The sequence below is a fragment of the Leptospira noumeaensis genome (assembly GCF_004770765.1).
GTDB classification, from domain to species: Bacteria; Spirochaetota; Leptospiria; order Leptospirales; family Leptospiraceae; genus Leptospira_A; species Leptospira_A noumeaensis.
In genome coordinates this window covers 21791-48639 of sequence record NZ_RQFK01000014.1, presented here as the reverse complement: position 1 = coordinate 48639, position 26849 = coordinate 21791, and the positions used below count along the sequence as shown (strand labels likewise).

23 protein-coding genes, 1 other RNA gene and 1 pseudogene are annotated in these 26849 nt (G+C 38.3%); 10 read left to right on the top strand and 15 right to left on the bottom strand.

Annotation, left to right across the window (positions count from 1 at the left end):
* The first annotated feature begins 5 nt into the window (after positions 1–5).
* The 5 genes from EHQ24_RS06240 to hemH all read left to right on the top strand — a co-directional run bounded on the left by EHQ24_RS06240 (position 6) and on the right by hemH (position 5501).
* Entirely contained in the window at positions 6–554 is a 549-nt protein-coding gene (locus tag EHQ24_RS06240; protein WP_100720313.1) for a polyhydroxyalkanoate synthesis regulator DNA-binding domain-containing protein, read from the top strand.
* Between the two features lie 45 nt (positions 555–599).
* Positions 600–1487, top strand: a complete 888-nt coding sequence (locus tag EHQ24_RS06235) for a HEAT repeat domain-containing protein (RefSeq protein WP_135600815.1) — start codon at positions 600–602, stop codon at positions 1485–1487.
* A gap of 65 nt (positions 1488–1552) precedes the next feature.
* Positions 1553–2467 carry a cysteine synthase A gene (gene cysK, locus EHQ24_RS06230; RefSeq protein ID WP_135600814.1) on the top strand — a complete coding sequence of 305 codons (915 nt, stop codon included), beginning with the start codon at positions 1553–1555 and terminating at the stop codon, positions 2465–2467.
* A gap of 57 nt (positions 2468–2524) precedes the next feature.
* Positions 2525–4426: a type IA DNA topoisomerase gene (locus EHQ24_RS06225; RefSeq protein WP_244310318.1), complete on the top strand. Its 1902-nt coding sequence runs from the start codon at positions 2525–2527 to the stop codon at positions 4424–4426.
* A complete protein-coding gene (hemH, locus tag EHQ24_RS06220) occupies positions 4416–5501 on the top strand; it encodes a ferrochelatase (RefSeq protein ID WP_135600812.1) in 1086 nt (361 codons plus the stop codon). Before EHQ24_RS06225 ends, hemH begins: the two co-directional genes overlap by 11 nt.
* On the opposite strand, the gene EHQ24_RS06215 is transcribed toward hemH, so the two are convergent.
* The 7 genes from EHQ24_RS06215 to EHQ24_RS06185 are packed head-to-tail and all read right to left on the bottom strand — an operon-like array spanning position 5475 to position 13690.
* Positions 5475–6686: a protoporphyrinogen/coproporphyrinogen oxidase gene (locus tag EHQ24_RS06215; RefSeq protein ID WP_135600811.1), complete on the bottom strand. Its 1212-nt coding sequence runs from the start codon at positions 6684–6686 to the stop codon at positions 5475–5477. The genes hemH and EHQ24_RS06215 overlap by 27 nt on opposite strands.
* Positions 6683–8023 (bottom strand): oxygen-independent coproporphyrinogen III oxidase, encoded by a 1341-nt coding sequence (hemN, locus tag EHQ24_RS06210; protein WP_135600810.1) that lies wholly within the window; start codon positions 8021–8023, stop codon positions 6683–6685. Before hemN ends, EHQ24_RS06215 begins: the two co-directional genes overlap by 4 nt.
* Positions 8020–9063: a uroporphyrinogen decarboxylase family protein gene (locus EHQ24_RS06205; RefSeq protein WP_135600809.1), complete on the bottom strand. Its 1044-nt coding sequence runs from the start codon at positions 9061–9063 to the stop codon at positions 8020–8022. Before EHQ24_RS06205 ends, hemN begins: the two co-directional genes overlap by 4 nt.
* Positions 9063–10343, bottom strand: a complete 1281-nt coding sequence (gene hemL, locus EHQ24_RS06200) for a glutamate-1-semialdehyde 2,1-aminomutase (RefSeq protein WP_135600808.1) — start codon at positions 10341–10343, stop codon at positions 9063–9065. Before hemL ends, EHQ24_RS06205 begins: the two co-directional genes overlap by 1 nt.
* Positions 10340–11293 carry a porphobilinogen synthase gene (gene hemB / locus EHQ24_RS06195; RefSeq protein WP_135600807.1) on the bottom strand — a complete coding sequence of 318 codons (954 nt, stop codon included), beginning with the start codon at positions 11291–11293 and terminating at the stop codon, positions 10340–10342. Before hemB ends, hemL begins: the two co-directional genes overlap by 4 nt.
* Positions 11290–12825 (bottom strand): hydroxymethylbilane synthase, encoded by a 1536-nt coding sequence (gene hemC, locus EHQ24_RS06190; RefSeq protein ID WP_135600806.1) that lies wholly within the window; start codon positions 12823–12825, stop codon positions 11290–11292. Before hemC ends, hemB begins: the two co-directional genes overlap by 4 nt.
* Positions 12818–13690, bottom strand: a complete 873-nt coding sequence (locus EHQ24_RS06185) for an NAD(P)-binding domain-containing protein (protein ID WP_135600805.1) — start codon at positions 13688–13690, stop codon at positions 12818–12820. Before EHQ24_RS06185 ends, hemC begins: the two co-directional genes overlap by 8 nt.
* Before the next feature lie 106 nt (positions 13691–13796).
* On the opposite strand from EHQ24_RS06185, the gene msrB reads away from it, so the two are divergent.
* Positions 13797–14177 carry a peptide-methionine (R)-S-oxide reductase MsrB gene (gene msrB, locus EHQ24_RS06180; RefSeq protein ID WP_135600804.1) on the top strand — a complete coding sequence of 127 codons (381 nt, stop codon included), beginning with the start codon at positions 13797–13799 and terminating at the stop codon, positions 14175–14177.
* Between the two features lie 412 nt (positions 14178–14589).
* On the opposite strand, the gene EHQ24_RS06175 is transcribed toward msrB, so the two are convergent.
* Positions 14590–15036, bottom strand: a complete 447-nt coding sequence (locus EHQ24_RS06175) for an LEPBI_I1174 family sigma 54-regulated protein (RefSeq protein ID WP_135600803.1) — start codon at positions 15034–15036, stop codon at positions 14590–14592.
* A 104-nt stretch (positions 15037–15140) separates the two neighbouring features.
* Here EHQ24_RS06175 and rnpB point away from each other — a divergent pair.
* Positions 15141–15490: RNase P RNA component class A (gene rnpB / locus EHQ24_RS06170), an RNA gene on the top strand.
* Positions 15491–16641: 1151 nt separating this feature from the next.
* On the opposite strand, the pseudogene EHQ24_RS19470 reads toward rnpB, so the two are convergent.
* Positions 16642–17031, bottom strand: a pseudogene (locus EHQ24_RS19470) (nuclease-related domain-containing protein); the annotation flags it as partial.
* A 43-nt stretch (positions 17032–17074) separates the two neighbouring features.
* On the opposite strand from EHQ24_RS19470, the gene EHQ24_RS06160 reads away from it, so the two are divergent.
* Positions 17075–17680, top strand: a complete 606-nt coding sequence (locus tag EHQ24_RS06160; RefSeq protein ID WP_208725723.1) for an LBF_1134 family protein — start codon at positions 17075–17077, stop codon at positions 17678–17680.
* On the opposite strand, the gene EHQ24_RS06155 is transcribed toward EHQ24_RS06160, so the two are convergent.
* On the bottom strand, positions 17677–18270 hold the full coding sequence (locus tag EHQ24_RS06155; protein ID WP_135600802.1) for a precorrin-2 dehydrogenase/sirohydrochlorin ferrochelatase family protein: 594 nt from the start codon (positions 18268–18270) through the stop codon (positions 17677–17679). The two genes, EHQ24_RS06160 and EHQ24_RS06155, sit on opposite strands and share 4 nt — an antisense overlap.
* 1 nt (position 18271) lies before the next feature.
* Complete coding sequence (gene cobA, locus EHQ24_RS06150) at positions 18272–19051, bottom strand: uroporphyrinogen-III C-methyltransferase (RefSeq protein ID WP_135600801.1); 780 nt, start codon at positions 19049–19051, stop codon at positions 18272–18274.
* A 165-nt stretch (positions 19052–19216) separates the two neighbouring features.
* Between cobA and EHQ24_RS06145 the strand changes: the two genes are divergently transcribed.
* Together EHQ24_RS06145 and EHQ24_RS06140 are read left to right on the top strand one after the other, a co-directional pair.
* Positions 19217–20983 (top strand): diflavin oxidoreductase, encoded by a 1767-nt coding sequence (locus EHQ24_RS06145; RefSeq protein ID WP_135600800.1) that lies wholly within the window; start codon positions 19217–19219, stop codon positions 20981–20983.
* A 7-nt stretch (positions 20984–20990) separates the two neighbouring features.
* A complete protein-coding gene (locus EHQ24_RS06140; RefSeq protein ID WP_135600799.1) occupies positions 20991–22658 on the top strand; it encodes an NADPH-dependent assimilatory sulfite reductase hemoprotein subunit in 1668 nt (555 codons plus the stop codon).
* On the opposite strand, the gene EHQ24_RS06135 is transcribed toward EHQ24_RS06140, so the two are convergent.
* From EHQ24_RS06135 to cysD, 4 genes are all read right to left on the bottom strand, one after another.
* Positions 22655–23563 (bottom strand): bile acid:sodium symporter family protein, encoded by a 909-nt coding sequence (locus EHQ24_RS06135; protein ID WP_135600798.1) that lies wholly within the window; start codon positions 23561–23563, stop codon positions 22655–22657. The two genes, EHQ24_RS06140 and EHQ24_RS06135, sit on opposite strands and share 4 nt — an antisense overlap.
* On the bottom strand, positions 23564–24634 hold the full coding sequence (locus tag EHQ24_RS06130) for a TauD/TfdA family dioxygenase (protein ID WP_135600797.1): 1071 nt from the start codon (positions 24632–24634) through the stop codon (positions 23564–23566).
* A gap of 68 nt (positions 24635–24702) precedes the next feature.
* The gene (locus EHQ24_RS06125; protein ID WP_135600796.1) at positions 24703–25935 is read right to left on the bottom strand and encodes a sulfate adenylyltransferase subunit 1; all 1233 of its coding nucleotides are present in this window, start codon (positions 25933–25935) and stop codon (positions 24703–24705) included.
* On the bottom strand, positions 25935–26843 hold the full coding sequence (gene cysD / locus EHQ24_RS06120; protein WP_135600795.1) for a sulfate adenylyltransferase subunit CysD: 909 nt from the start codon (positions 26841–26843) through the stop codon (positions 25935–25937). The genes EHQ24_RS06125 and cysD overlap by 1 nt, the downstream gene beginning before the upstream one ends.
* Positions 26844–26849 lie beyond the last annotated feature (6 nt).

The window sequence follows — 26849 nt, the reverse complement described above, 5'->3', positions numbered from 1 at the left end:
CTCCGATGAAGCTCCTTAAACGATATGCAAACCGTAGACTTTATGATCCAGAAACTAGTTCCACAATCACATTAGAAGATGTGGCTAAGATGATCATTGGGGGAGAAGAAATCAAAGTCCAAGACAATATGACAGGAGAAGACATCACTCCTAAAATTTTGGGCCAAACTTTTCTAAAGGTGAGTCTTGGACAAAGGAACGAAGATTTTTCAAACTTTATGTTAACCTCTCTCATCCGTGAAACTGGTCGGGATGTTTCCGGACTTTTTGAACGATTGATTCTCGGGGGTATTGGAGCCAACTACCTCACCTCAGAACGGCTAGAAAAAATTGTAAATTCTATGGTAGAACTAGGCGAACTCAAAGAAGCAGATTTTAGCCATTACCGAGAAGATTTATTACGCAAAATGGCCTCTCGGGCCAGTGAAAAAAAGGAACAAATCCAAAGAGATTTGGAAAAATTCAGCCAATCCATTTTGGAAGAAAATAAGGCCACACTTGGCGATCTTTCCGAAAAATTAAAAGAAGTCGCAGAAAAATTAAAAGAAAATTAGTAGAAATCGGCTAGAATATCCGTCCCAAATGGGGGGTAGTTTAGAATGATTCGAAAGTCCATTTTGTTTTTGTATGTCCTCGTTTTGCCGGCATTTATTTTTGCTGAATCGGAGGAACGTTTTTTTGAAATCCAACGAACCAGACTTTCTTCTTCTGATATATTTGAAATCCGTGATGCTATAGACCAACTTACTTTTGTTAAATCAAATAGGGGCATTCGGGATATTATTTCTGCTATGGAAGGATCTTCCAACTTTCCGACAAGTCCAGGAAATGCTCCTGCTGTTAAGTTTTATGCAGCGCAGGCTCTCGGTAGGAAGGGTGAGAAGTTAGCAGTTCCTTATTTAATCAAAACCTACCAAAAGGAATCAGCCAACATTCCAGAACACAATCCTCCCAAAAAAAGAACGTGGAAGGACGGAGTTGCGGATAGTAATTCTCTTTCCAGTCCGTATTTTTATGAAGACGGCGAAATTCCGATTACCTTGGCATGTGGGGAAATCTTACGGGCTTTAGGTTCCTTACCTTTGAGTTCAGAGTCGGAATCCACAATCAAACAGGCTTTGACAAGTCCCAATTTTTATCTGCGGAGTGCGGCGGCCGATGCTCTCTATTTTTCTGGAAAACGAGAGTCACTTTCGAACTTGAATGATGCCTTGGGTAAGGAGACTGTTCCTTACACGAAAATTTCTATTTTATCTGCTGTTGTTGGACTGGAACGATTGCCCAATCAGAATTATAAAGCTGTTTTAGAATCACTCTCAGATAAAGACCCACAAGTTCGGGCCAAAGCATCGGATGCTCTTCGGAGATTGGACTTTCGCACCTCGGCACCTTACTTAGAAAAGGTGATTGAGTCCGAAAATGATCCGAAGGTTTTAAAACAAATGAAGTCTGATTACGAGTTTTTAGTTTCCTTTCATACTCCTTAAGTTTTCTATTTTTCATTGTGGACAAATCCGCTTTTTCTCTTAAAATGTGACAGAGCGGAGAAATTATGAAAATAAATAGCATTCTAGAAGCCATCGGAAATACACCTCACGTAAGATTGTCACGACTTTTTGGTAACGACCATGAAGTTTATATGAAACTCGAAAGACAAAATCCAGGTGGATCCATTAAAGATCGAATTGCTCTTGCGATGATCGAAGAAGCAGAAAAATCAGGAAAATTAAAAAAGGATTCTTTCATTGTAGAACCTACTTCAGGAAACACTGGTATTGGCCTTGCTATGGTAGCAGCTGTTAAAGGATACTCCATCACTCTTGTCATGCCGGAACATATGTCTGTGGAAAGACGGAGAATTATGGCCGCTTACGGTGCTAAGTTTGAACTTACACCACGAGAAAAAGGGATGCCAGGTGCGATTGCAAAAGCACAAGAAATTGTTGCTGCCAATCCAAATGCTTGGATGCCACAACAGTTTGAAAACGAAGCCAACATACAAGTTCATAGAGAAAAAACAGCGGAAGAAATCGCAAAAGATTTTCCAGAAGGTCTCGACTATATCATTACAGGAGTTGGTACGGGTGGTCATATCACTGGATGTGCTGAAAACTTAAAAAAACGATTTCCAAAGCTAAAAGTATTTGCTGTGGAACCAGAAGGTTCTCCAGTTCTTAGCGGTGGTAAACCTGGCCCACACCCTCTCCAAGGAATTGGTGCTGGATTCATTCCTAAAAATTGTAAAACAGAATTACTTGATGGTATCATTACCGTTGGTAAAGACGAAGCATTTACTATGGCTGTTCTTGCTGCCAAAAAAGAAGGAATTTTTATTGGAACTTCTTCTGGTGCTAGCCTTGCCGCAGTATCTAAAAAACTAAAAGAAATCCCAGCAGGTTCTAAGGTTCTTACTTTCTGTTATGATACAGGAGAAAGATACTTATCTGTTGAAGGTCTTTTCGTTTAATAGGGATTCACAATCACCAAACTTTTAATAGTCGAATCACCGACAAAAGCAACAACAATCTCGTCTTATTTAGATAAGGACTGGATTGTTGTTGCTACCAAAGGTCATATCAAAGACCTTCCCGCCAAATCTTATGGAATCGATTTTAAGAATCAATTTGAACCGGAATATGAATGGTTAAAAGGTAAAAAAACTGTTTTTTCCGCCATCAAAACCAAAGCTAAGTTAGCTTCCATTATCTATATTGCCAGTGACCCAGACAGAGAAGGGGAAATTATCGCCAAACATTGTTTTGACGAATTGGTAAAATTAAAAAAACCAATCTTTAGGCTTCGTTTAAAAGAAATATCTAAAACAGAAGTAAACAGACAAATTAAATTAAAGTCTGGTTTGGATTTTGCTGAAATTGAATCACAAATTGCGAGAAGAATTGTAGATCGAATTTTTGGATTTGAAGTTTCACCTGATTTATGGAAACAATTAAAAATCTCTTCCTTATCAGCGGGACGTGTTCAATCAACCGTCTTACATTGGATCTGTGAAAGGGAAAAAGAAATTCAAAATTTCTCTAAGGAAATTTACTACCAATTAAAATTACAGGGATCAGTTTCTGGCAAATCTGTGGAATTAGACTATCAATCAAAAGATAAATTAGATTCCAATGCAATTCAAAAAATTCTTAAGGATATAGAAGTCTTACCGGAACCAAATCATTTAAAAGAAATTTTATTGTCCGGGATCAAAAAGAAAAATATCAAACGAAATCCAGCACCGGCATTTTCGACTGCAAGTTTACTCGAATCTAGTTTTCGTGTTTTAGGTTTTGATTCCAAAAAAACGATGAAATTGGCGCAAACACTTTTTGAGGGGAAACGGATTGGTTCAGGAGAAAGGGTTGGTCTTATTACTTATATGCGTACAGATAGTACGAGAGTTTCCGATTCGAAACGTGAGTTAGGGAAAGAATATTTAAATAAACATTTTCCTGGTTTGGTTTTGGATGGATCTATCACTCCTAAAAAACAAAAAAAATACTCGCAAGACGCTCACGAAGCTGTGATTCCAATTTTTCCAGAGTATAGTCCAGAAACCATTGGATCCTATTTGTCAAATGAAGAAAGAAGTTTGTATGCTTTAATTTGGGAAAGGTTTTTGACTTCTCTAATGAAGCCAGAGTTAGGTGAAGAGACTGTTTATGAATTTCATAAAAACAATCATGTTTTTATCTATAAAAACGAATTCATCACAGATTCTGGATTTAAGGCTTTTGGAAAAAGAGAGAAGAGAAAAAACTCAGAAAAAGTAAACTGGAAGTTGGGTGACCAGTTCTTATACGAATCAAACACAATCGAAGAAAAACAAACAGAACCACCTGTAAGATATACGCAAGGTAAGTTAGTTCAAAAGATGGAAGATACAGGCGTAGGTCGACCATCCACTTATGGAAGTATCATCGAAACTTTAAGAACTCGGAAATACATCGTAGAATATCATAAGTCCATTGGACCGACAGCTCTTGGGATGAAAGTAGATGAATATCTTTTCCTTAACTTTCAAGAGATGATTGGAGAATCATTCACCAAAGACTTGGAACACAAATTAGACCAAATTACAGAAGATAAATCATCACGTATCAGTCTCATTCAAAATTTTTATGATAGTTTGTTTGCTTTGTTGCGTACACCGAGAAAAAAATATAGGAGTACGGAAATAAAATATCCAAAAAATAAAGAAGAAACTCTTCCTGGTTCTTATGCAAAACCAAACCCAAATCCAAATCGTTCCGCGAAGATAAAAGCCTCTACAACTAGAATTTCCATCCCCAAAGAGCAGACGAATACAAAAACTTGTCCCGTCTGTAACGAAGGAGTCGTAAAAACGAAACTAGGGAAAAAAGGAAAAACCATTTATTTCTGCTCGCGTTACCCGCATTGTGACTACATCACCTATGAATCTTAAACCCCAAAAAACTCTCATTCTTGTGAACTTAGGTGGCCCAAGAACCACAGATGAAATTGAAGTTTTTTTGACGGATCTATTTACAGATCCATTTGTTTTTGATTTGCCCCTACCTGAATTTTTGCGATTGCCTCTGGCTCGTTTCATTGCTAAAAGAAGAACTCCTAAGGTTCGGAAAACTTACGAATCAATGGGTTTTGGTGGCGGATCCCCTCTGGTATCTGAAACCGAAAAACAAGCGAGAACTCTTGAAAGTATATTGAACCAAAAAACAAATATCGATTGGTCCGTAAAAATAGCGATGACTTGCGGATATCCACATATCCGGGATCCCGAATTCGGAAAACCAAATCCAAATACCATCTATCTACCGTTATATCCTCAATATTCTCGTTCCACAGTCCTGTCTACTCTCCATCATTTGGAAAAAAAGTTTAAAGAATGTCCTGTAGGAAGTGGCGGATACATTCCTACTTTTGCATCAGATCCAAAGTTCCATCAAATCTCTGCTAAATTTATATACGAATTCTTTACTGGTGATTTAAATCCAAGAGACTTTTTGCATTTTCCTAAAGAGAAACCAAACACTGATTGGAAAAATTTAGATTTGGTTTTTTCAGCACACGGTGTTCCCATGCGATTGATTCATAAAGGTGATCAGTATATGAAAGAAATTGAATCTTCTGTTGCCGGGATCACGAGTGATTTACGTAAATTAGGTTATCGTGGAAACATACATATCTCTTACCAAAGTAAGGTGGGGCCAGCCAAGTGGACTGAGCCAAGTTCTTTAAATATGATTGAATCTCTGGCAAAAGCAGGAAAATCGATAGCGGTATATCCCATTAGTTTTGTGAGTGATCATTTGGAAACTTTGGAAGAGATCGGCGAACAATTCAAAGATCTCGCAATGGAGTCAGGAGCCAAAACGTTTACACGAATTCCGGCCTTTGGAACTTACCTTCCGTTTATGGATTTTCTTTCTGAAAAAGTAATGAACGCTGATGCGGAGGTTCATCATTGTCTATGTAAGGAAATGGGTGGGGAATCACTTTCTACTTGTCGATTCAAATAAAGACCTAAGTCCAATTCCCTTTCTATAATTTCCATAAAAACGGATATCGATTCCGCGAGAGATCCATTCCGATTCTAAAACATCTAATTTTTGATTGAAGACAAATAGTTTTCGATCATAGGCTGGGAACACTCCACTCCAGGAGGTAACGTAAATAGTTTCGGGTAGATCTGATTTTTTACTAACCAATTTCCTATCTTTTTCAAGAATGGATTCCCAAGTTTCTCCATTATTTTCTTTGGCAGATTCTGGATAAATCCATGTTTCCGAATGAAGATCTTCTTTCACCCGTCCAGGGAATATGTCCGAATTTAATAAAACTCCTAGTGCACGAATCCCTTCATTTTTTGTAAAAAGGATTCCGAAACAAGGTTTCTTTGTTAGGTGGTCTTTTCCAAACCTAGTGATTGTTGTAATGGAAAGTAGATTTGGAACTTCATAAGTTTGGATTTTGTTCCCGAGTAGTGGAATTAGATTTTTTAGTGAAATACAAAATCTAATTTTGCCTTTTAGTTTTAAAATTTCATCCAATGATTCAAATCGGAAGTTGGTTTTGATTTGAATTTTTGACTCTAAATAAGTAACTAAGTGACTTACTAAATCTCCCATTCCCCCAGGGAAAGAAACGGTTCCGTAGGATTTTTTACCGCTTTTTTTCATTTCTTCCAAAATAGTTTTTGTCCCGGAGCCGTCCCATTTAGAAAAAATTGATTCTGCTTGCAATGCCTCTAGCCTCGTTCCATATACTCCACCAATTGCTGGTTCAATGATGTTTTTTGTTACGGATGTTCCAAACATTTGGTTTGCCCAGATTTCTAAATTTTGACTTTCATTAAATTTGATTTTTTTAAATAAAATGGTAAATAATAGTTTTACGCCTGTTAGTATTGAAATTGGCAGTAGAGATGTTTTTCCGTTTGCCCAAAAGTATCTTCTTTTGGCCGCTTTGTTTGGAAAAAGTGGTGTGAGTCCAATGTCTTCTAACATGGATTTTATTTCATCTGTCAGTAAAACACCATTGGCTGCTTGTTCTACAAGTCCTTCGTTTGTATCTTTTGTTCCAATTACACCTCCTAATTTTTCTGCGTGTTCATATAAAGTAACTGAGTCACCTCGTTTGGCGTGATGGTAGGCAAGGAATAGTCCTGTGATTCCTCCACCAACGATATGAATTTCTTCACTCATATTGCTTTGGAAAAAACAGGTTTTGTTGGTTGGCTTAGTTGTAATTTTTCGTCGAAGGCCATCGCTATGATTCGTAAGAAAGGTTTTCCTTTTTCTGTTACGCTGAGTATATTGTCCTCCCAGTGGATCAATTTATCAGATTCCATTTCTTGTAAAAAATCGGTTACATGAGATTTCATTTCGTTCGGAACATTTACCTTCCAAGATGTCATGAGATCTAAAATCAAATGTTTTCGTAATTGGTCAGAAGGGTTTAGTTTATGTCCTCGAAGGATGGGAACGGTTCCGTCTAGAATGGATTTACGGTATTTCATTTCTAGTTTTTGGTTTTGAAAAAATAGATCAGGAGTTTCGGAAATAGAAGAAGAGCCAAGTCCTAACATCACATCCGTTTTGGATTCACTATAACCCATAAAATTTCGATGGAGTTTGTTTGTATCAAATGCTTTCCAAAGTTTATCATGAGGGAGGGCAAAATGATCCATTCCTATTTCTCTATAACCTGCACTTTCAAGTAAGGATCGTCCAATTTCATATAATTCTCGTTTTATGGATGCTTCGGGGAGATCTTTTTCAGTAAATAATCTATGGGAAGCTTTGATCCAGGGAACGTGAGCATAGGAATAAAATGCGATTCGGTCTGGACGAAGGGCTAGAGTTTTTTCAATAGAATATTTCATTGAATCCAATGTTTGTTTTGGTAGTCCATAGATAAGATCAAAATTGATGGAATCAAATCCGAGTGCTCTTGCTTCTAGAGTGGTATTCTCAGTGAGTTCGAATGGTTGTATTCTGTTGACTAATCTTTGGACTTCTGGATCAAAATCTTGAACACCCAGGCTAATCCTTCTAAAACCTAGTTTCTGCAAAAGTTTGAGTTGGGATACTCGGGTTCTTCTTGGATCCACTTCGATGGAATATTGGGGATCTTCTGTTGGATTTAATTTGTTTAATATGAATTCAATGGTTGATTGTAAATTGTAATCAGATAAATAGGTTGGACTTCCTCCACCTAAGTGAAGTTCGCTTAAATGTTTTCCACTTAAACTTGATACTTTTCCCGCGTATAATTGAAGTTCGTTTTTTAAAGCTGTAATATAAGGTTCTTCCACTGTATGGTTTTTTGTGATAGATGTGTTACAGCCGCAAAACGTACAAAGTGTCTCACAAAAAGGAATATGAATGTAAATTGCTAATTTTGATTCTTTGGGAGAAAGATAAGTTTCTAATGATTGGATACATTCATCTAACGTGGGTGAGTTTGTCCAATAGGGAACAGTTGGATAACTTGTATACCTTGGTGCAGGTATATCGTATTTTTCGAGTAGGTGTTTCATTCGCTAAACACCTTTCTTGTTTCATCGATAAGAAGGTGAACCGAACTTTCTGGTGTGAATTGTAAAACTCCATGCCCAAGACCTGCCACCCATCCCTTTCTTTCTTCTGGATTTAGATCTTTAATTGGTAGTAAGTATTCCCTAATTTTTTCTTTAAGTTTTCCTTCTTCAGCAAATAGGAGTTCTTGATCAAAATTTCCTTGGATGAATCCTTTTCCTCCGAAGTTCTTTAGTGTTTCTTGAATGGAAAATCTATGATCCACTCCAAAGCCAGCAAGATTTGGAATCTGATGAATTTGTGTTATTTGTGCTTCCGTAGAAGTTTTGGCATAATAACCAATTTGATTTGGAAAAAGTTTAGCCAGTTCATTCATTGGTTCCGCCACATATCGAAGGAAGTTATAAGGATCTAACATTCCCGCAGCCGTATCAAAAATCATAACCACCTCGGCTCCACCTTGTAATTGTAATTCTATATTTTGTTTCAATAGAGGAACAAGAATGGAATAGAATTGATCCACAAAGTTTTGGTTGGTTTTGATAAAGGATAAGTTTCCGTCATGTTTACCAATACTTGCATAGGTCATTAAGGTAAAAGGTCCACCTACAAATCCAATGAGTGAAACATCTTTTGGTAAAACTTCGCGGGTTCGAACCACTGCATCCCTTTGGAATTTAAGTCCTTCGATGGCTTCATCACTAGATTTTAATTTTAGAAGATCTTTTTCTGAGGTAAGTGAAAATGAAAGTTTAGGGCCTGGATCGTAAGTCAAACCCATACCCAATGCTTCCAAAGGAAACAGTAAGTCAGAGAATAAAATACTCACATCAAACCCAAATTCTTTGACTGGTCCTAGTGCCACTTCTGCTGCAAGTTCCGGTTGTTTACAAAGTTCCATAAAACTATATGTTTCTTTGAGTTTACGATAATGAGAATGGTATCTGCCAGCTTGACGCATAAACCAGATTGGTGGAATGTTTTGTGGAATCAAATTTAAGGCATTTGAAAATCTTTCATTTCTGAACTGAGTAGTAATCATTATTTCCCCTTTAATGCCTGTTTTGTTTTATTTATGGTTTCTTCTATAATTTCATCACTATGAGCAGTGGATAAAAATCCAACCTCATATCCGCTGGGTGCCAGATATACGCCTTGGTTTAATAGTTTGTGAAAAAACGATGCAAAGTTTGCTTTATGATCACTTGGGATATCGGTTATGGTTCGAACAGGTTCCTTGGTTTTTCCTTTCAACCAAAATAGACTTCCAAATGTAACTGCTTCCCAATTAGAATCTCCCGATTCCACAAGAAGTTTTAGTATACCTGAGGTTAGTTTTTTTGTTTTAGATTCGAGCTCGGGATAAGGGTTTTCATGCCATGCTTTGGTTAATGTTTTGAGACCAGCACGCATTCCAATGGGATTTGCGGATAAGGTTCCTGCTTGGTAAACAGGTCCACTTGGTGCCACTAAATCCATATATTCTTTTTTGCCAGCATAGGCTCCGACTGGAAATCCACCACCGATGATTTTTCCGTAACAAACAAGGTCAGGAACAATTCCTGTAAGGCCAGCCATTCCTTGGAAAGATACTCTAAATCCTGAAATAACTTCATCAAATAAAAGTAAGGTGCCATACTTTGTTGAGAGTTCTCTACATTTTTTTAAAAATTCAATTCTTTGGGGAAGGAGGCCGTAATTTGCAGGAATAGGTTCTATGGCAAGACATGCGATCTCTTTTCCTTGTTCCCTGAATAAATTTTCTAATGCGATTTCATCATCTAACGGCAGTACAAGGGTATTCTGAATGATTTCAGGGCCAATCCCTTTGCTATCACTGGAACTAAGTCCAGCAAGTCCAGAGCCCGCTTTAACAAGTAATTGGTCGAGGTGGCCATGGTAACATCCGTCAAATTTTAAAATTTTGTTTCGACCAGTGGCAGCCTTCGCGACGCGTAGGGCACTCATCACAGCTTCTGTTCCTGAGTTAACAAAACGAATTTTTTCTACCCAAGGAATGCGGCTAACAATGAACTCGGCCAGTTCTAAAGAATAGGGTTCGCAGGCTCCAAAAGACCAGGCTTTTCTTACCGTTTCTTCCACTACCTCTTGGATTTCTGGATGCCTATGTCCAAATAGGAGGGGACCGAAACTAAGACAATAATCAATGTAATTTTTCCCTTCGACTGACTTTAAATAGGCGCCATTTGCTTCGCTAAAAAAAACAGGTGTTCCTCCCACAGAAGCAAAAGAACGAACAGGGCTATGTACACCACCGGGAACAACATTTTTAGATCGAAGAAATAAATCTTCTGAATTCATAAATACAACCTTTGAGCCAATCTCGCACCATAAGTAATTAAATAAGAAGAACCAGCCCTTCGAAAGACATCCCAAGTTTCCTTTAACCCATCTTCAAAGTTTAGAAAACCTTCTTTGGCCAAATACACAAGGCTTGCATACTCGCCACTCACTTGGTAGGCACCAGTGGGAAGCCCAGTTTTTTCTTTGATAGGGCCAATGAGATCAATTGCCGTCATTCCTGGTTTTACCATCAGTAAGTCTGCACCTTCTTCTTTGTCTCGAATGGAGGTTTGAATTGCAGTGTCCCGATCGCGAACATCCAATTGGTATCCACTTCTATCCCCAAATTGTGGTGCAGAGTCGGCAGCACCTCGGAATGGTCCATAGAAATTACTTTTAAATTTTGTCGAGTAACTCATGATAGGTGTCATAGAGTGGCCATTGGCATCCAGGATTTTTCTATGGGAGCCAACTCGACCATCCATCATATCACTTGGTGCAATGCCATCAGCTCCAGCATCTGCATAAATGAGAGCAAGGTCTGATAGTCTTTGTAAAGTGAACTCAAGATCAATGGCACCTGTTTTATGAAAATGACAACAATGACCAGTGGTTGTCACCGAACAGATGCAAGTATCCAACCATAAGAACATGTTTGGAAAAGTTTTTTTGATAAAACTGATATTTGTATGATAAAAATCTTTAGGAAAACTTGTGTCCGATTTATCTTTCGGAACCATAAATAATAAAAATTGTGTGACTCCCATTTTTAAATCAGATTCGATTTGGTTTAAAATAGTTTTATTTGTATCACGGAAAACATCAGTTAGTCCTTTGATGGGTTCTTTGTCTTTTATCCCTTCTACGAGAAAAAGTGGTTGGATCATCTTTTTTACATTGAGCGAACCTGTTTCTCCAAGATTCCTTAAATACTCATTGGAACGTAATCGTAGTGTTTGTTTTTTCATGGTTTTATATACTTTTCTACCCAAGAATCAAAAGATAATGAAACAAAAACTCTTTCCTTGGATGCTTCTTCACCGATGGTCTGTTTGATTTTTTTGAACGTGGAACCTGGTCCTACAAAATGAATGACATCTAATAATTCGGGAAATCGTTTGGTAACAATATCAAACTCAGAGCCACTGCGCCAATATGCTGCTTTGATATTTGTAATATCAAAAGGAACTGGGATTTCTGGTGCTGAAACAAAATAGGTTGGAATGACTGGATATATACTATTGTGTTTGTCTGAATCAACATGTGTGAGTTTGACAAAGTTCGGTGTTCGGCCTAAAAGTAGGTCAATTAGAGGTGGTTCACTTTCACCTAATCCATCACAGGTGCCGTTGACCCAAAATCCTCTAAGTGCTAAATCTTTCCATGTAGAAAGTCCTGCAGACCAAAGGATTTGGTTTGTTGGATTTACGGATAAATCCAGTGGGAAAGCATACCCTCGTGAAACAAAAACATCCACATCTTTGGGGATATTATACGTGAGTCGTTCTCTTTGTCTTGCAGCCATTTTCGCGTTGGGAGGCCAGACTTCAGTTTTGTTAAAGATTAAATCGGGACTTTCGGATAATTCTTTGGAAAAAAGTTTTTTCCCATCTTCGGTTTCTCCGCTAATGAAAGTTATCTTTCCGTAATCTCTGATTAATACAGAAACTCCGATTTTTTGGTGGCAGCCACCGCCATACTGTGATAATATTTTTCTTTCTTCATTGGCTGTGGTTTCCGCATCTGCATTGCTGATTTCTCTAAGTAAAGATTCTAGGTGTTTATCTCCTTTTCTGATTTCCGCACAAAGAGCGCCTTGTGCTGGGGCACTCGGGAAAATAGAGGAAGGCATCACCATAAACAAAGAAAGGCTGATTGTATCTCTAATCAGTTGTTTTACTTCATTTAGTTCTGGGATTTGATTTTCTAAATCTTCAAAATTTAAAATTCGGTCTAAAGCTGCTTTGGCTACGATGATTCCGCCGTTTTCATGATCTAAATATTTTCGTAGTCTAGTTTGGATATTTCCTCTGACCGATTCAATGTTGACTTGAAACGAATTGATAGGAGTTGGAAAATAAGATTTTACGAAGTCCTTAATATGGTGTTCTCTTCTGGGGGAAGACGTTAGGATTGTGATGTCAGTTGGTGCTGAAATCCACTTATTTCTTTTGAATAATAAAACATCTCGCACATCTTCTCTTGGTAGGATTGGGACAAGGATTGTTTCTTTACGTTCCCTTAAATCCATATCTTTCCAGGAATGAATGGCAATATCAATTTTGTAATTTAATAAATCTTCTTGTAGGTCTTTTGTAAAAATTCCTTGCCCAGGAAACTGCCAGAGAGGTGTTTTTAAATCTTTGTCACCTGCAGATTCACGAAACACGGTTTGGAATGTTTTTGTTTTATTTTTTTGTTGGAGTGCTGTTATTACAGAAAGGATTTGGATTCGAGAAAGAAGAGATGACCTTCCTCCGATTTTAATAGTATCAGACAAGTAAATCTTCCCATCCATTCATTATGTGTATTTGTTCCTCCTCGCGTTCCCTGGTGAGTTCAGTGAGAAAGTATTGTAAATCCATCTTTACAGTTTGAATTTGTTCATCGGTTTCTTGTAGATCACTTAGAATTTTTGAAAGTGGGATATAATTTTTATAATTAGAGTTACTGATTGTCGTTTCTCTAAAATCTAAAATTAAAGAAGAACTTTCAATCATTGATTCCCAGTTAAATGGCAGAAAACTAGATGCAATGACGATAGCTTCGTTCATCGGTTTGTAATCTTCCCAGTGATGAGTTGTAATCGAAAATTCTTTTTGTAACTCCGCGAGTTTTGTTTGGTTACGGCCAATCAGGTGCACTTCCTTATCTTTGGAAACAAGATAGGGAAGGATGGAATTTGCCAATTTACCAGTTCCAAGTAGCGTAACTGTTTTATGATTTTGCAAATAAGAGTCTGCTACACTTCCGTAAGTTTGTCTGCCAATCCCTGTTAAATATTTGGATCGAATTTGTTTGGTATGTTCTAAAATCTGATCACGTAATCTTAAGAGAGAGAGTGCAAATGTAGAGTCAGTTGCTTTTTCTTCTCTAAAGCGATCTCTAAACTGTGCTTGGATTTCCGACTCTCCAAAAAGTTTTGATCGAAGACCGGAAACAACTTCCAGAAGAAACCGATAGGCTTCATAACCGTGAAAAACTTCGTATCCTTTGTAAAATCTTTCGGATTCAGAGATGGAGAAAATACGACGGTCACTAAATGCAATGGATCTTTGGCATGTTTGCCAAACCTCTAGGCATTTTTCGTCTAAAGGTTTATCTATGGGATCATTTGAATGTAATAGAATCAGATTTGACCACATAATTTTATTCTATCAAATACAAGGTTCCAACTGTCACAAGATTGTCAGTCCCTAAAAAAATAAAATATGATATTGAAACTAAGTCTCAATTAATAAGGAATGGTTTATGATGAACGAAGAAAACTGGAAGGAAAAACTCACTCCCTTACAATACCAAGTCACAAGGGAAAAAGGCACCGAACGCCCGTTCACTGGTGAATACTATGAACATAAAGAGAAGGGGACTTACCTTTGTGTATGTTGTGGAGAGGCTTTGTTTTCCTCTCAAGCGAAGTATGATTCGGGGAGTGGTTGGCCTAGTTATTATGAGCCAGTAAAAAAAGAAGCAGTCATAACAGAATCAGACCAGACACATGGAATGGTTCGGACAGAAATTCTTTGCCAGAACTGTGGAGCTCACCTCGGTCATGTTTTTCCAGATGGTCCAAGGCCCACGGGTTTACGGTATTGTGTGAACTCTGCTTCTTTAAAATTCCAAAAGGAATGAGAGGATTTTTTAATCAATGAAACGGTTCTTTTGGAAATCAAATTTGGTAGGGATTGGAATTTAGATTTTTATAGAAACTGAGTTTCTCCTTTCATTCACTGGGATGAGAACATGGCTTTCGAAAGAAACACCTTCACTTTTGAGAGTCGCTATCGAATGAATCTGGCTTACTTTGGAAATCCAGGCGAAAACTTGCCTGGCTGAAAAAAGTAAGTCACTTACCTTTTTCAGTGGATTTCAATCGTTACCGGCTACATCAAGTAACGTAGGCAAAGAAATAGTAGAGTCTCACAAGGGAAGTTCAAGTTGAAAGTCCTATTAAAAAGTAAACCCACTCACAATTGTCAGAGGGTTTCGAGGGATACTAACATTCTAAATAAACTCACTTACCTTAACTGAAGGTGACTTGAGTTTACTCTTTTAGCCAGGATACTTCTACGCAACCTTCTGGCTTTCGGTTGTCTGGAATGACGGCACGATCAAAAGCTACCGCTCCGAGATTGACTCCAATGCGGAGAGCAATTCTTTTTGCTAAATGCGAATATTGATTGGCTTCACACCGATTCCCTAGTTTTGATTCTAACTTTGAGATTTGCAAAAGGAGACTGGCGCTTCCTTCGGATTCTTTCATTCCAATTGCGTGTTTGAGTTGGATGGCTTTTTTTAGATCTTCCCTGGCAGAAATCAGGTCATTTGTTTCCATCTTTTGGATGGCTCGTTCTTCGAGACCTGCAATGACAGATGGAATCCGAGACAATCTCGTATTCCTTAGAATGTCATCGGCAGACTCATCAAAAACAGGATTTGCATGCAAACCAAAAGAAATGATGAATATTGTAGCAATTTGGTATTTGGTCATACAATCTAAAGCCTCACTGACTCTGTCCTAGTTAGTTTGCATATTTTGTGCCAATGGGAAGAAATACTCATGGACGATTTTTACACTGACTTTCTAATGAAACTGACTCTGGCCGAGCGATCGCCTTTTTCCTTCCTTCTGGAGGGAAGGGGGAGGAAAGTCCGGACACTAGGGGACAATCGGACCAAGTAACACTTGGGCTTTTGGATTCCAGAAATGGAATTTAAGGGACGGAAAGTGCAACAGAAAGTAAACCGCCTACCTCGGTAGGTAAGGGTGAAATGGTGGAGTAAGAGCCCACCGCTCTGTTTGTAAAAATAGAGGCATGGTAAACCCTCCGATGTGCAATCTCAAGTAAACAACCGTTATGAGTTTGTCCCGCCAGGTTGTGGGTAGAGAGCATCAGATAAATGATCGCATAAAACAGAATCCGGCTTACGGGCCAGAGTCACCTTTTTTTAAAATGTTTTGGATCACCACTTCTTCGTTAGGTGGATAAAAGACACATACCAAACTTCTAATTTTTAAAATAGTTTCCGCAAGGATGGTTTTTGTTTCAGTTTGATCCCAGTTTTCAAATCCAATGAGGATTCCACAAGTTTCTTCCATTCCTGAAAATTCTTTATGGGAATAGTTTCGCATTCCATTTTCATCTAGGTATTGTTTCAATCTACTTTGTAAAACATATTCTTCAGAATAGTAAATAACTACAATTTCATCGTTTACTACTTCTAAAACTTTTTTTGCATAACCAAAACACCATCGTATTTGGTCTGTTATGTCATCGTCTACTTTGATCAATTGTACATCGGAAAAATGACCTTGGACAGATGATTCCGAAAAATCAGCAAGTAAGGTATTGGCAAAATGAACTATTTCAGGTGAATTTCTGATATTTCTAGTGATGTCCCAGATATGGATAGAAAGGGAATTCCAGTAATTTAACAAAGGTGACTTTGAATATTTGAATCTACGTGAAATAAATAGAATCCAATTTTTGTTTTCCCAAAAAAACTTTGAGAGGTATAAATACATTTCATTTTCTGGTGATTGTTCGATGATTTCTTCAATCCCATCTGCAATGAGAATGTCGATATGATTGTGATTTAATTCATTTAAGTTAAAAATGAGTTCGATATTCTCTTTTTCTGGAATGTTTTTGAGTTCTTCTTTCCAGATTTCATAGAGTGCTTTTGCACCTTGCCACAATAAAACTTTTTTTCCAAGCCTAGCATTTTGTAATGCCAACTCACCGGCTAAAATCGATTTTCCTGAACCATTACTTCCAAAAACTAAGTTATGTGGGTAACGACTGATTCCTTCCACAAGTTCAAATTGTTCTTTCGTAAAAAACAATAGAGTCTCTTCTTCTTTTTCATTTTGGGATCGAAAGGTTTGGAAGAAGTTTAGATTTTTTTTGATAATTTCGTGAGCTTTGACTAAAACGGATTCTGGTAATGGTTCTCGGTTGTATCGAAATAGGATTGATTCGATAATAGAATTTAAACTTATCTCGTCCCTAACTTCTTTTCCTCCCAATACATAGAGATGTCTGTCATTGGGTAAGTGAAATTCTTTTCTTTCATTTTTAAGAAAGAAAATAGCACTATCATAATAATCTTCTGGAAATAAATCGGTGAGTTGGTTGTGGTTTTTAAAAAACTCCCTAACTAAATCTCTTTGTGTCACCACTTGTTCGATGGGGTTAGAATAAGATTTCCCTTCCACGGGTTTCCATTCCCTTTGCCTCACATTATAAAATTCCCATTCTCCTTTTTTTTGTCTCCACCTTCCATTTTTTAATTCAATGGTGATCACACCGTAGGGTGAGACCACAAGGAAATCAATTTCACGCATGGGTACATCTGGTGTGATTAGAGTGATGGAATAATAAATATTACAATTTAAGCGAATTTCCTCAGAAAAACGCGTGTAAAAATGCGATTCGAGCGAAACATCTTTCGCTTTTCCATGAAACTGTTTTGGATAGATCATTTTTTAGTTCTGTTATCTTACCACAAATGTTTCTATTGGCGATATGAAACTGATTTCAATTTCCTTTTTTTTCTGTCTGTTGTTTTCTGCCTGTGCTGGTGGAAATATTAAAATAAAGATTAAACCGGATCTCTCTGGTGATTTGGTTTTGTATCAGAAAAAAATTACAAAAAAACCATCTGGGATGTTTTTTGGGACGGGACTTGTTCCCAATGGTGAATTAGAAATCAGCATCAGAGAAAGGGCGTATCGGTTTCAAAATTATACTCATATACTTCCTCCAGGATTTCGATTCATTCAATTTACAGAAGATCAAATTCCTGAAATCCAACTGGTTGTGGATACTAGTAAGTCTTCGCAGCTTTTGTCAGCTTTGGAAATCAATAGAGATGAAATTAACTCCATTTTAACTGAAGCAAAACTTCGAGATGATTTACTTAGGTTCAACACACTTGTTGAGTTCATTCAGTTTGAAATTCAATTTCCATTTCCGATTAAAAAGGTGAAATTTGCAGATCCAAGAACTCCGGGTGAGTGGACGGCAAGACTCGATAGTAATGAAAAGTTAGTTGTGAATATTCCCTTACATTCGGTTTGGTCAAACGAACACCAAATCACAACCATTCAGATTTATCCTGATACAAATTAGGATTTATGAAAGTATTTTGAATTTAAGTTTTGGACGATTTCTTTTAAGGCGAGTCTTCTTTCTTCATCTTTAGGAAGGATAGTTTTTAAGTTCCTCCGCATTTCAAAAAGAGTTTCCATAAGTTCATGATCCTCTTCAGGAAGAATTTCTTCAAAAATTTTTCGTAGTGTAGAGGACACTCCAGCAAACTTTCCATCGGTGGAGATTGCAAATTGTACAGGGCCAATGGATACGGAAGAAGAAGAATAAAAGTCACAATTTTTTGGATCATCCACTGAATTGACCCAGATCCCTTTTTCTTTGGCGAGGGCTCTAAATTTTTGATTTGTGTTTGAATCACTGGTTCCTAAAAAAATAATATCCCGATGATTTAGATCTTCTTCTCTCACAGCACGTTCTTCTGTGGCGATGTTTGGATACTTTGCTAAAAAATTTTTTACCTCAGGGCTAAAATTGATTGAGATGATATGGATTTTAGCACCAGTAAATTCGAGACCATTTAGTTTCTCTAAACAAGCGTTCCCTCCGCCAACAATCAGAATATTTTTATTCTCTAAATTGAGGAAGATGGGATATTTTTTAAAATTCATTTTAGTTTGATTTTTTTGCAGTAAGGCCGAGAGATTTTTCCATACGATCGAGTAAAGGACGAATCACCTCTCCTACATAAAGAATTCCTGGGCCAGTGGATTGTTTTTTGATTTCGTCTAACGCTGTTTCTGCGAGAGTAGATGTTGTATAAATCGGATTTCCTCTTCCCACATTTTCTGCAAGAACGATAGGTGTTTCCCCTTTGATTCCCTTCTGGATGAGAGTTTCTGCAAGTTCCTTTGTTTTTTTACTTCCCATGAGAATGGCAATGGTTCCTAAAAAATTTTCCATCCCGATCCAACTGCGTTCATCTTCTAAAATGGTATGACCGTCAAGGATGATGATTTGTCTGGAAATTCCACGAACAGTCAGTGAGAGACCTAGCTCAGCAACACCGGTAGTTACGGAACTCACTCCAGGGATTACCTCAAAAGAGATTCCCGCTCCTTCTAAACTTTGGATCTCTTCTGCGAGTCTTCCAAAAATAGAAGCGTCACCTCCTTTCAAACGAACCACATGTTTTCCTTGGGTGGCGAATTCAACAAGAAGGGAATTGATTTCTGATTGGGTGCGGGCGTGTTCCGAGGCTCTTTTTCCGACATAAAGGATTTGTGCGCTCTCGGGAAATAAGTCTAAAAAACCGGGATCAAGAAGGGCATCATAGAGAATGACGTCAGCGGATTCGATACGACTCCGTCCTCGGAGGGTCAAAAGGTCAATGGGGCCAGGGCCACCACTCACAAAACTGACAAATCCATGTTCTGTCTTATTGGAGGACATATCTGTTATACCTTGCGATATCGTAAGAAATAGTCAAGTGATTGGCTAATTATTTCCACAAAATCTCCATTTTTTTGGTTTACTTGGGGTATATCTCTGGGGAAAGATTCAATTTATCAGACTTTTTGGATGTTTTACTGGAATCCAAATCAAAAATAGGTTTTTATGCTATCCGATGAGAAACGCAATCGATTTTTACAGTTACTGAAGGAATCCACCAAAGATGAATGGGTGTGGATGTCCGGATATTTGTCTGCTCTCACGCAGGCAAGCATTGGAGGAAGTGTTGATGTTTCCCTCACTCCTCCCGTGAGTATAGATTCGGGAACAGACCCTTTACATGGAAATTTAAAAACCCAACCCATCCAATGCAGCGTGGTTTACGGAACAGAAACAGGGAACTCAAAGAAACTTGGAACGGAACTTGTTAAAAAACTAAAAGAGTTGGGTGTTTCTGCAAAATTAAAAAGTACTGATACGTATAAAGCAAAAGATCTCAAAGAAGAAGAATACTTATTTGTGGTAGTATCCACACATGGGGATGGGGAACCGCCCCAAGCAGCCAAACCATTCATTCAAATTTTAAATGATTCCAAAGACTCATTATCAAAAGTAAAATTTGCAGTACTCGGGTTAGGTGATACGAGTTACCCACTATTTTGCCAAACGGGTGAAGATGTTGATTCCATGTTAGAAAAGTTAGGTGCAGAACGGATTCAACCATTAGGTAAGTGTGACGTAGATTTTGATTTGGTCGCAAAACCATGGATGAGTGAACTCATCTCCAAGCTCAATGCACATTCTAAAACAGCAACTACGCAAAGTCCTAAACCAACTCAGAATCCTGCGTCAAAACCGACATCTGGTGGAAAGGTTGTTTATGAAGGGGCAGTTGTCACAAATATTGTTTTGAATGATGTTGGTGCTAGTAAATCAACCAGACATATTGAAATCAAAACCACTGTGCCGATCGATTATCTTCCTGGGGATAGTGCAGGTTTTCTTGCTTATAACCGTGAGGATGAAGTAAACAGAATTTTATCCTTATTAAAAACAGATCGTGAAACTCGTGTTACCTATAAAGGGGAAACATGGATGGCTTATGATTTATTTCGTAAAAAAGTTTCAATTCGTTTTTTGCCAGACCGTGTCATTCAAAAATATGCAGGACTCATTGGAAAAGAACTACCTTCGGGTAAATTGGATTTGGATGTTTTATTAACATTAAATCCTTCTGAAAAACAATTAGAACTCCAAACTCTTGTGGATATTTTAGAGCCGATTGTTCCTAGGTATTATTCCATTGCCTCCAGTCCATCGGCACATGGGGAAGAGGAAGTACATCTAACAGTGGCAGAGGTGGAGATCGAAACATTTACGGGAATCAAAACCGGTTTTTGTTCTGGTTTTTTGTCAGAATTGAAAGAAGGAGACGTGGTTCCTTTTTTCATTCAAAGAAATAATTCCTTTCGATTGCCAAGTCCTGATACGGATATCATCATGATTGGGCCGGGGACTGGAATTGCTCCTTTCAGAAGTTTTTTATTTGAAAGAGAACAAAATTCCGGGAACGGCAAAAACTGGTTATTTTTTGGAGAAAGAAATTTTGTCTCCGATTTTTATTACCAAACAGAACTTTTGGAACTGATGGATACTGGCGTATTGCACAGGTTAAATGCTGCTTTTTCCAGAGACACAAAACAGAAAGTATATGTGCAAGACAGAATGGGTGAAAATGCTGCAGAACTTCTGAAATGGATCGAAAATGGAGCAGTGATTTATCTTTGTGGGTCAAAAGATCCAATGAGTAAGGATGTCGACCGCAAACTCATTGAAATTTTATCAGAAAGAACATTTGATACAGGAAAAGATGCTTCCGATTATCTAAAAGAATTGGAAGAAGCCGGTCGCTACATTAAGGACGTATACTGAGGTAATCATGGCAGAACAAAAAAAAGAAACATTAGCGGAAAAAGTAAAACGCCTCAGTCGAGGACTAAGAGGTTCATTAGCATTAAGTTTGAAGGATGAACATACAGGATCACTTCGTTCTGATGACCAACTTCTACTTAAGTTTCATGGAATGTACCAACAAGATGATAGAGATCGTAGAGAAGAACGGGCCGCAAAAAAATTAGAACGTTTGTATTCCTTTATGATTCGTTTGCGAATTCCAGGTGGAATGATAGGTCCTGTTCATTGGGAAGCATTACATAATGTTGCTGGTGAAAATTCCACAGGAACCATCAAAATCACCACACGACAAACGGTTCAACTTCATGGTATTTTAAAATCAAAAATTAAACCAACCATCAAAGCATTTGATTCTGTATTTTTGGATTCCATTGCAGCATGTGGGGATGTGAACCGTAACGTAACTTGTACCTCTAATCCAGCAACAAGTCCCTTACACAAAGAAGTGTTTGGATACGCTGGCGAAATTAGTAGATCATTATTACCCAAAACAAGAGCTTATTACGAAATTTGGCTCGATGAAAATCTTTTAGCAGAAAAAGAAGAACCGGAGGATCCACTATATAAAGATGTGTATCTTCCACGTAAGTTTAAAATTGCGATTGCGATTCCCCCTTACAATGATGTGGATCTTTTCACAAATGATATAGGTCTTATCGCTATCATCGAAAATGGCCAACTCCTTGGCTTTAATGTGGCTGTTGGTGGAGGTCTTGGTACCACTCATGGAAATCCAGACACTTACCCAAGAGTAGGAACTGTATTCGGTTTTATTCCTAAAAAAGATATCTTAAAGGTAGTATACGAAATTGTAACTGTCCAAAGAGATTTTGGAAATAGGGAAGATCGAAAGTTATCTCGTTTGAAATATACTTTGGATCGTCTTGGTGTAGAGTTTTACAAACGAGAAGTAGAAAAACGAGTAGGAATTAGTTTTGAACCGGCCAAGGATTATCAGTTCACACAAAGGTCTGATGATTTTGGATGGAAACAAGACGTTGCGGGTAACTGGCATTATACGGTATTTGTGGAAAATGGACGTGTTTGTGATGAACATGGTTATAATTTAAAAACGGCCCTTCTTGAAGTTTCTAAAACGAGAAGAGCCACTTTCCGTTTTACTTGTAACCAAAACCTGATCCTATCTGATATTTTTCCAAAAGATAAAGATCTGATTGAATCCATCTTGGTGAAGTTCGGTGTTCATCGCAAAACAAATGAAGTTTCGCAAATTAGAAAGAACTCCATTGCCTGTGTGGCATTAAACACCTGTTCTTTGGCACTTGCAGAAGCACAACGATACCTACCAAGCCTCATCGATAAAATTGAACCTATTCTTGGAAAACATGGACTCTCTGACGAACCAGTTTCCATCCGGATGACAGGTTGTCCGAATGGATGTGCAAGGCCATACATTTCAGAGATTGGTCTTGTCGGAACTTCTTACGGGAAATACAATTTACACTTAGGCGCTGATGCGGAAGGTTATAGGCTGAATCGTAAGTATAAAGAAGATTTAGATGAGTCTGCGATATTACAAGAACTAGATGGACTCTTTGGAAGGTTTTCGAAAGAAAGAAACACCAAAGAGTCTTTTGGAGATTACATCAATCGAATTGGAATCTTAAACTAAGATTCCAATTCTTTCGGAGTTGTTTTATTCCAATAAGTAGCGACGGCGGCACCGGCAATTAGGTGCCAAATTCCCCACCAAGCGCAAATCATTGCCATTCCACCGAGACCATCAAAAAACCCAAATACAATCGCAAGGCCGAGACTGGAATTTTGAATTCCTGTTTCTATAGCCACCGTTTTACGATCGTTTAGTGGCAATCGGAATAGTTTGGCAAAGTAATATCCAAGAGAGAGTCCTGCTAAATTCATAAGGAATACAAGCCCAAAGAGAAGGTGGATGTATTCTTTGAAGAATTTGAAATTGCTCGCGAGTGCTCCCACAATAAAAAAACCAAGTAATAAAATGGAAATCCTTTGTACGGCTTTTTTCACTGTATGAGTGAGTTTGGGAAATAGTTTTTGAAAGAGAATTCCGAGTATCAGTGGGACAACCAGGAGCACTGTGATGGAAACCAAAATCTCATAGGGACTGACTGAGATGGACTTAAGATATTCTCTGGTGACTGGGAGTAAATTCCCCCAAAAGAAAAATCCAAGTGGTGTTAATATAAAAGAAAATGCTGAGGAAAAAGTTGTCAGACTCACTGAGAGTGCTAAATTTCCTTTTGCCAAATGCGTGAAAAAGTTCGACATACTCCCACCGGGACAAGCAGCCACAAGCACCATTCCGAGAGCAAGTCCTGGATGAGGATTGATCACCCAAATGATGAGAAGGGTGGCAAGGGGTAACAGTATGTATTGGCTAAAAATACCAACAAACGCAGGTTTGGGGTAACGCAAAAGATGTTTGAAGTCTTGGAGTTTTAATTCCAAAGCGATCCCAAACATAATAAAACCAACCAGTGCATTGATTAGGTAAACTGAGTCTTTGTTGAAATTGAGGCGAACTGCATTGATATCCATTTAATCTGACCATCCTACGAGAATTCGACGTGGGCCTGTGAAGGGAAGTCTACCATGAGAAACTGATAAGTTATCGATGATAAGAACATCTCCCGTTTGCCAAGGAATGGCTACTAGATGTTTCCAAAAAACATTTGTGATGGATTTCATTTCTCCTGCAGAAATCTCTTCCCCATTCCCATAAGTGACATGAACATCATGAGACTCTTGTCCTGAAATTCGTTTGATTAATGTTAGAAGAGTGAGGAGTAGTGCCACACCAAAAGAACGAAATGTTTTTTGTCTTTTGAAAATTTTCCATACTTCACTCACAGCTGCTTGGTAGTGAAAGGTTTGCGAATGGTTGTGCCATGCAGTTGTTTTTGCTTCTGGATGGACGCGGAAACCAGATTGTTCATTGGTGATGGTTAAGGAATCAACTCCCGACCAATCCAACTTAAATCTGTTTTTATCAGAAATCTTTTTTACTTCATCAAGATTTGTCGTTCCAAACATTTCATCCCAACGTTTTGTTTTCCATAAGGAAAAACGTGCTGTGGTAGACGGACCATCGTAACGCCTTCTATAACGAATTCCATATTTTTTAATTTTATCTTTGATTTTAGGATCTACGTCTTTGTAAATTTCCCGTAGATCGGTAAGGGGAGTTTCCCCTCCTGTTTCGGATGCTTTTTCTGCATAAAAAAATAAAAGTTTCGGAGGGTTGTCGAGAAAACTCATCTCGGCATGTTGCATGATTGGGTAGTGAGGAGGAAGTTCACTGGCAGTAAACACGTGTTTTACGACCTGATCTCTGGGAGAGGTGCCCAAATAAAATTCGCCGAGTTTTTTTTCCTCTGTTGCAAAGAGAATGGATTGGAAATCGGATGCTTCGTGAACAGGAAACCCGCGAAAGAGAATGGCTCCGTAGGTTTTCAAATCCTCTCGCCATTCTTTCTGGTTTTTCTGGATCCAGGCGGTTAGGTCTTTTAGATCCTTGTCCTCTCCAGGTTCGTAAACAATGGGAAGTTTTGTCTCCCCGATGAAGGACTTTCGAATCCAATGGGTGGCAATGGTAGTGGCTCGGCTCATACTACTGCCATCTTATTGAACCCTGTTATTTTATAGCAAGAAAAAATCTGTTATATTGAACTAAAGTTCTATAATAACATCCCCGCTGCCACGGTCTGGTTGGTTCCTTCATCGACTAGAACAAAACTACCTGTCCCTCTGATTTTGGAATAGGGATCGTAGGCTACAGGTTTTGCTGTCCTGATCGTCACCTTACCAATTTCATTGAGTCCAAGACTTGCCTGTTCTTTTTTTTCATGGGTGCTTGTTTCCACTCGGTATTCCAAAGAGCGAATGGAGGCTTTCACGGCATTTGTGGTCTGTCTGAGTAAATACTTTGAACCTGGTGTCATGGCTTTTTGGTCCATCCAACAGATATGGGCTTCCAAATCTTGTGAGGTGGTTGGTTCCTGTCCTGTGACAACGAGCATATCTCCCCGACTCACATCAATTTCATCTTCCAGTCGAATGGCCACAGACATTGGGGCATAGGCAGTGTTTATGGAACCGGCATAGGTATCAATGGCTTTGATTTTGGATTTGAGTCCACTGGGTAAAACGGTAATGGAATCACCAACAGTGAAGTGTCCACTTCTGATTTGTCCCGCATAACCTCTGTAATCATGGTGTTCTGTTGTTTGAGGACGAATCACATTTTGAACAGGAAATCTGGGAGCAGGTGATTCTTCTTCTGTATGGATTTCGATTCCTTCTAAAAATCCAAGAAGGGATTTTCCTTTCCACCAAGGCATGGACGTTGATAAATCAACCACATTGTCCCCGTTCAGTGCGGAGATAGGTAGGAAGTGGATGGATTTTAAATCTAGGTCTTTGGCAAATTCCAGATATTGTTTTTGGATATTTAAAAACACCTCTTCCGAAAAATCAACTAAGTCCATTTTATTGATACATACAACAACATAGGGAATACGAAGTAGGGAAACAATATAAGAGTGGCGGTAAGTTTGTTCGATCACACCTTTTCTTGCATCAATTAAAATGATCGCAAGATCAGAGTTAGAAGCTCCCGTCACCATGTTTCTTGTGTATTGGACATGGCCCGGTGCATCGGCTATGATAAACTTTCTTTTTGGTGTAGAAAAATATTTATAAGCGATATCGATAGTGATTCCTTGTTCTCTTTCCGCTTTTAATCCATCGGTGAGTAGTGCTAGGTTGATTTGACCATTAACCTGTCCTGCTTTTTCAATGGCTTCTAATTGGTCTTGAAAAATTGATTTACTATCGTATAACAATCGTCCGATGAGAGTTGATTTCCCATCATCCACACTTCCTGCCGTAATAAAACGTAAAATATCCATTAAAAGTATCCGCCTTTTTTTCTATCTTCCATCGCTGCTTCAGAACGTTTGTCATCTAAACGAGATCCTCTTTCGGTGGTTCTAGAAATTTGAATTTCACGAATGATATCGTCGATGGAATTGGCTTCTGATTCTACGGCTGCCGTACAAGTCATATCACCCACAGTTCGGAAACGAACGGTTCTAGTTTCTACTTTGTCTGTATTATCTAAAGAGATGAACTTTGATACCGGAAACACTAGGTCTTCTCGCCATACAATTTCCCTTTGGTGTGAAAAATATAGGGAAGGGAGTTCGATTTTTTCTTTGCGAATGTATTCCCAAACATCAAGTTCTGTCCAGTTACTGATTGGAAATACCCTAACGTTTTCACCCACATGGATTTTACCATTATAGATATTCCAAAGTTCTGGGCGTTGTAGTTTAGGATCCCAAGATCCAAATTCATCTCTTACAGAAAAAATTCTTTCTTTAGCACGAGCTTTTTCTTCATCCCTACGAGCGCCACCAATACAAGCATCAAACTTAAATTCAGCAATGGTATCGAGAAGTGTCACAGCTTGGATGGCATTACGGCTAGGAAACTTTCCTTTTTCTTCGACCGCTTTTCCTTGGTCGATGGAGTCTTGTACATAACGAACAATTAGTTTTTCACCAGTTCGTTCGGCAAGGTTGTCTCTAAATTTAAGCGCCTCATCAAAGTTATGCCCTGTATCAATATGAACTAAAGGAAATGGAAATTTACCAGGTCGAAAGGCTTTAAGTGCAAGATGTACAAGACAAATGGAGTCCTTCCCTCCAGAAAACAAAAGAGCAGGTCTTTCAAATTGAGCTGCTACTTCTCTTAAAATATAAATGGCCTCCGATTCTAGTTGGTCTAGATGGGAAAGTCGATGTAAATCGGTCATGTTGGT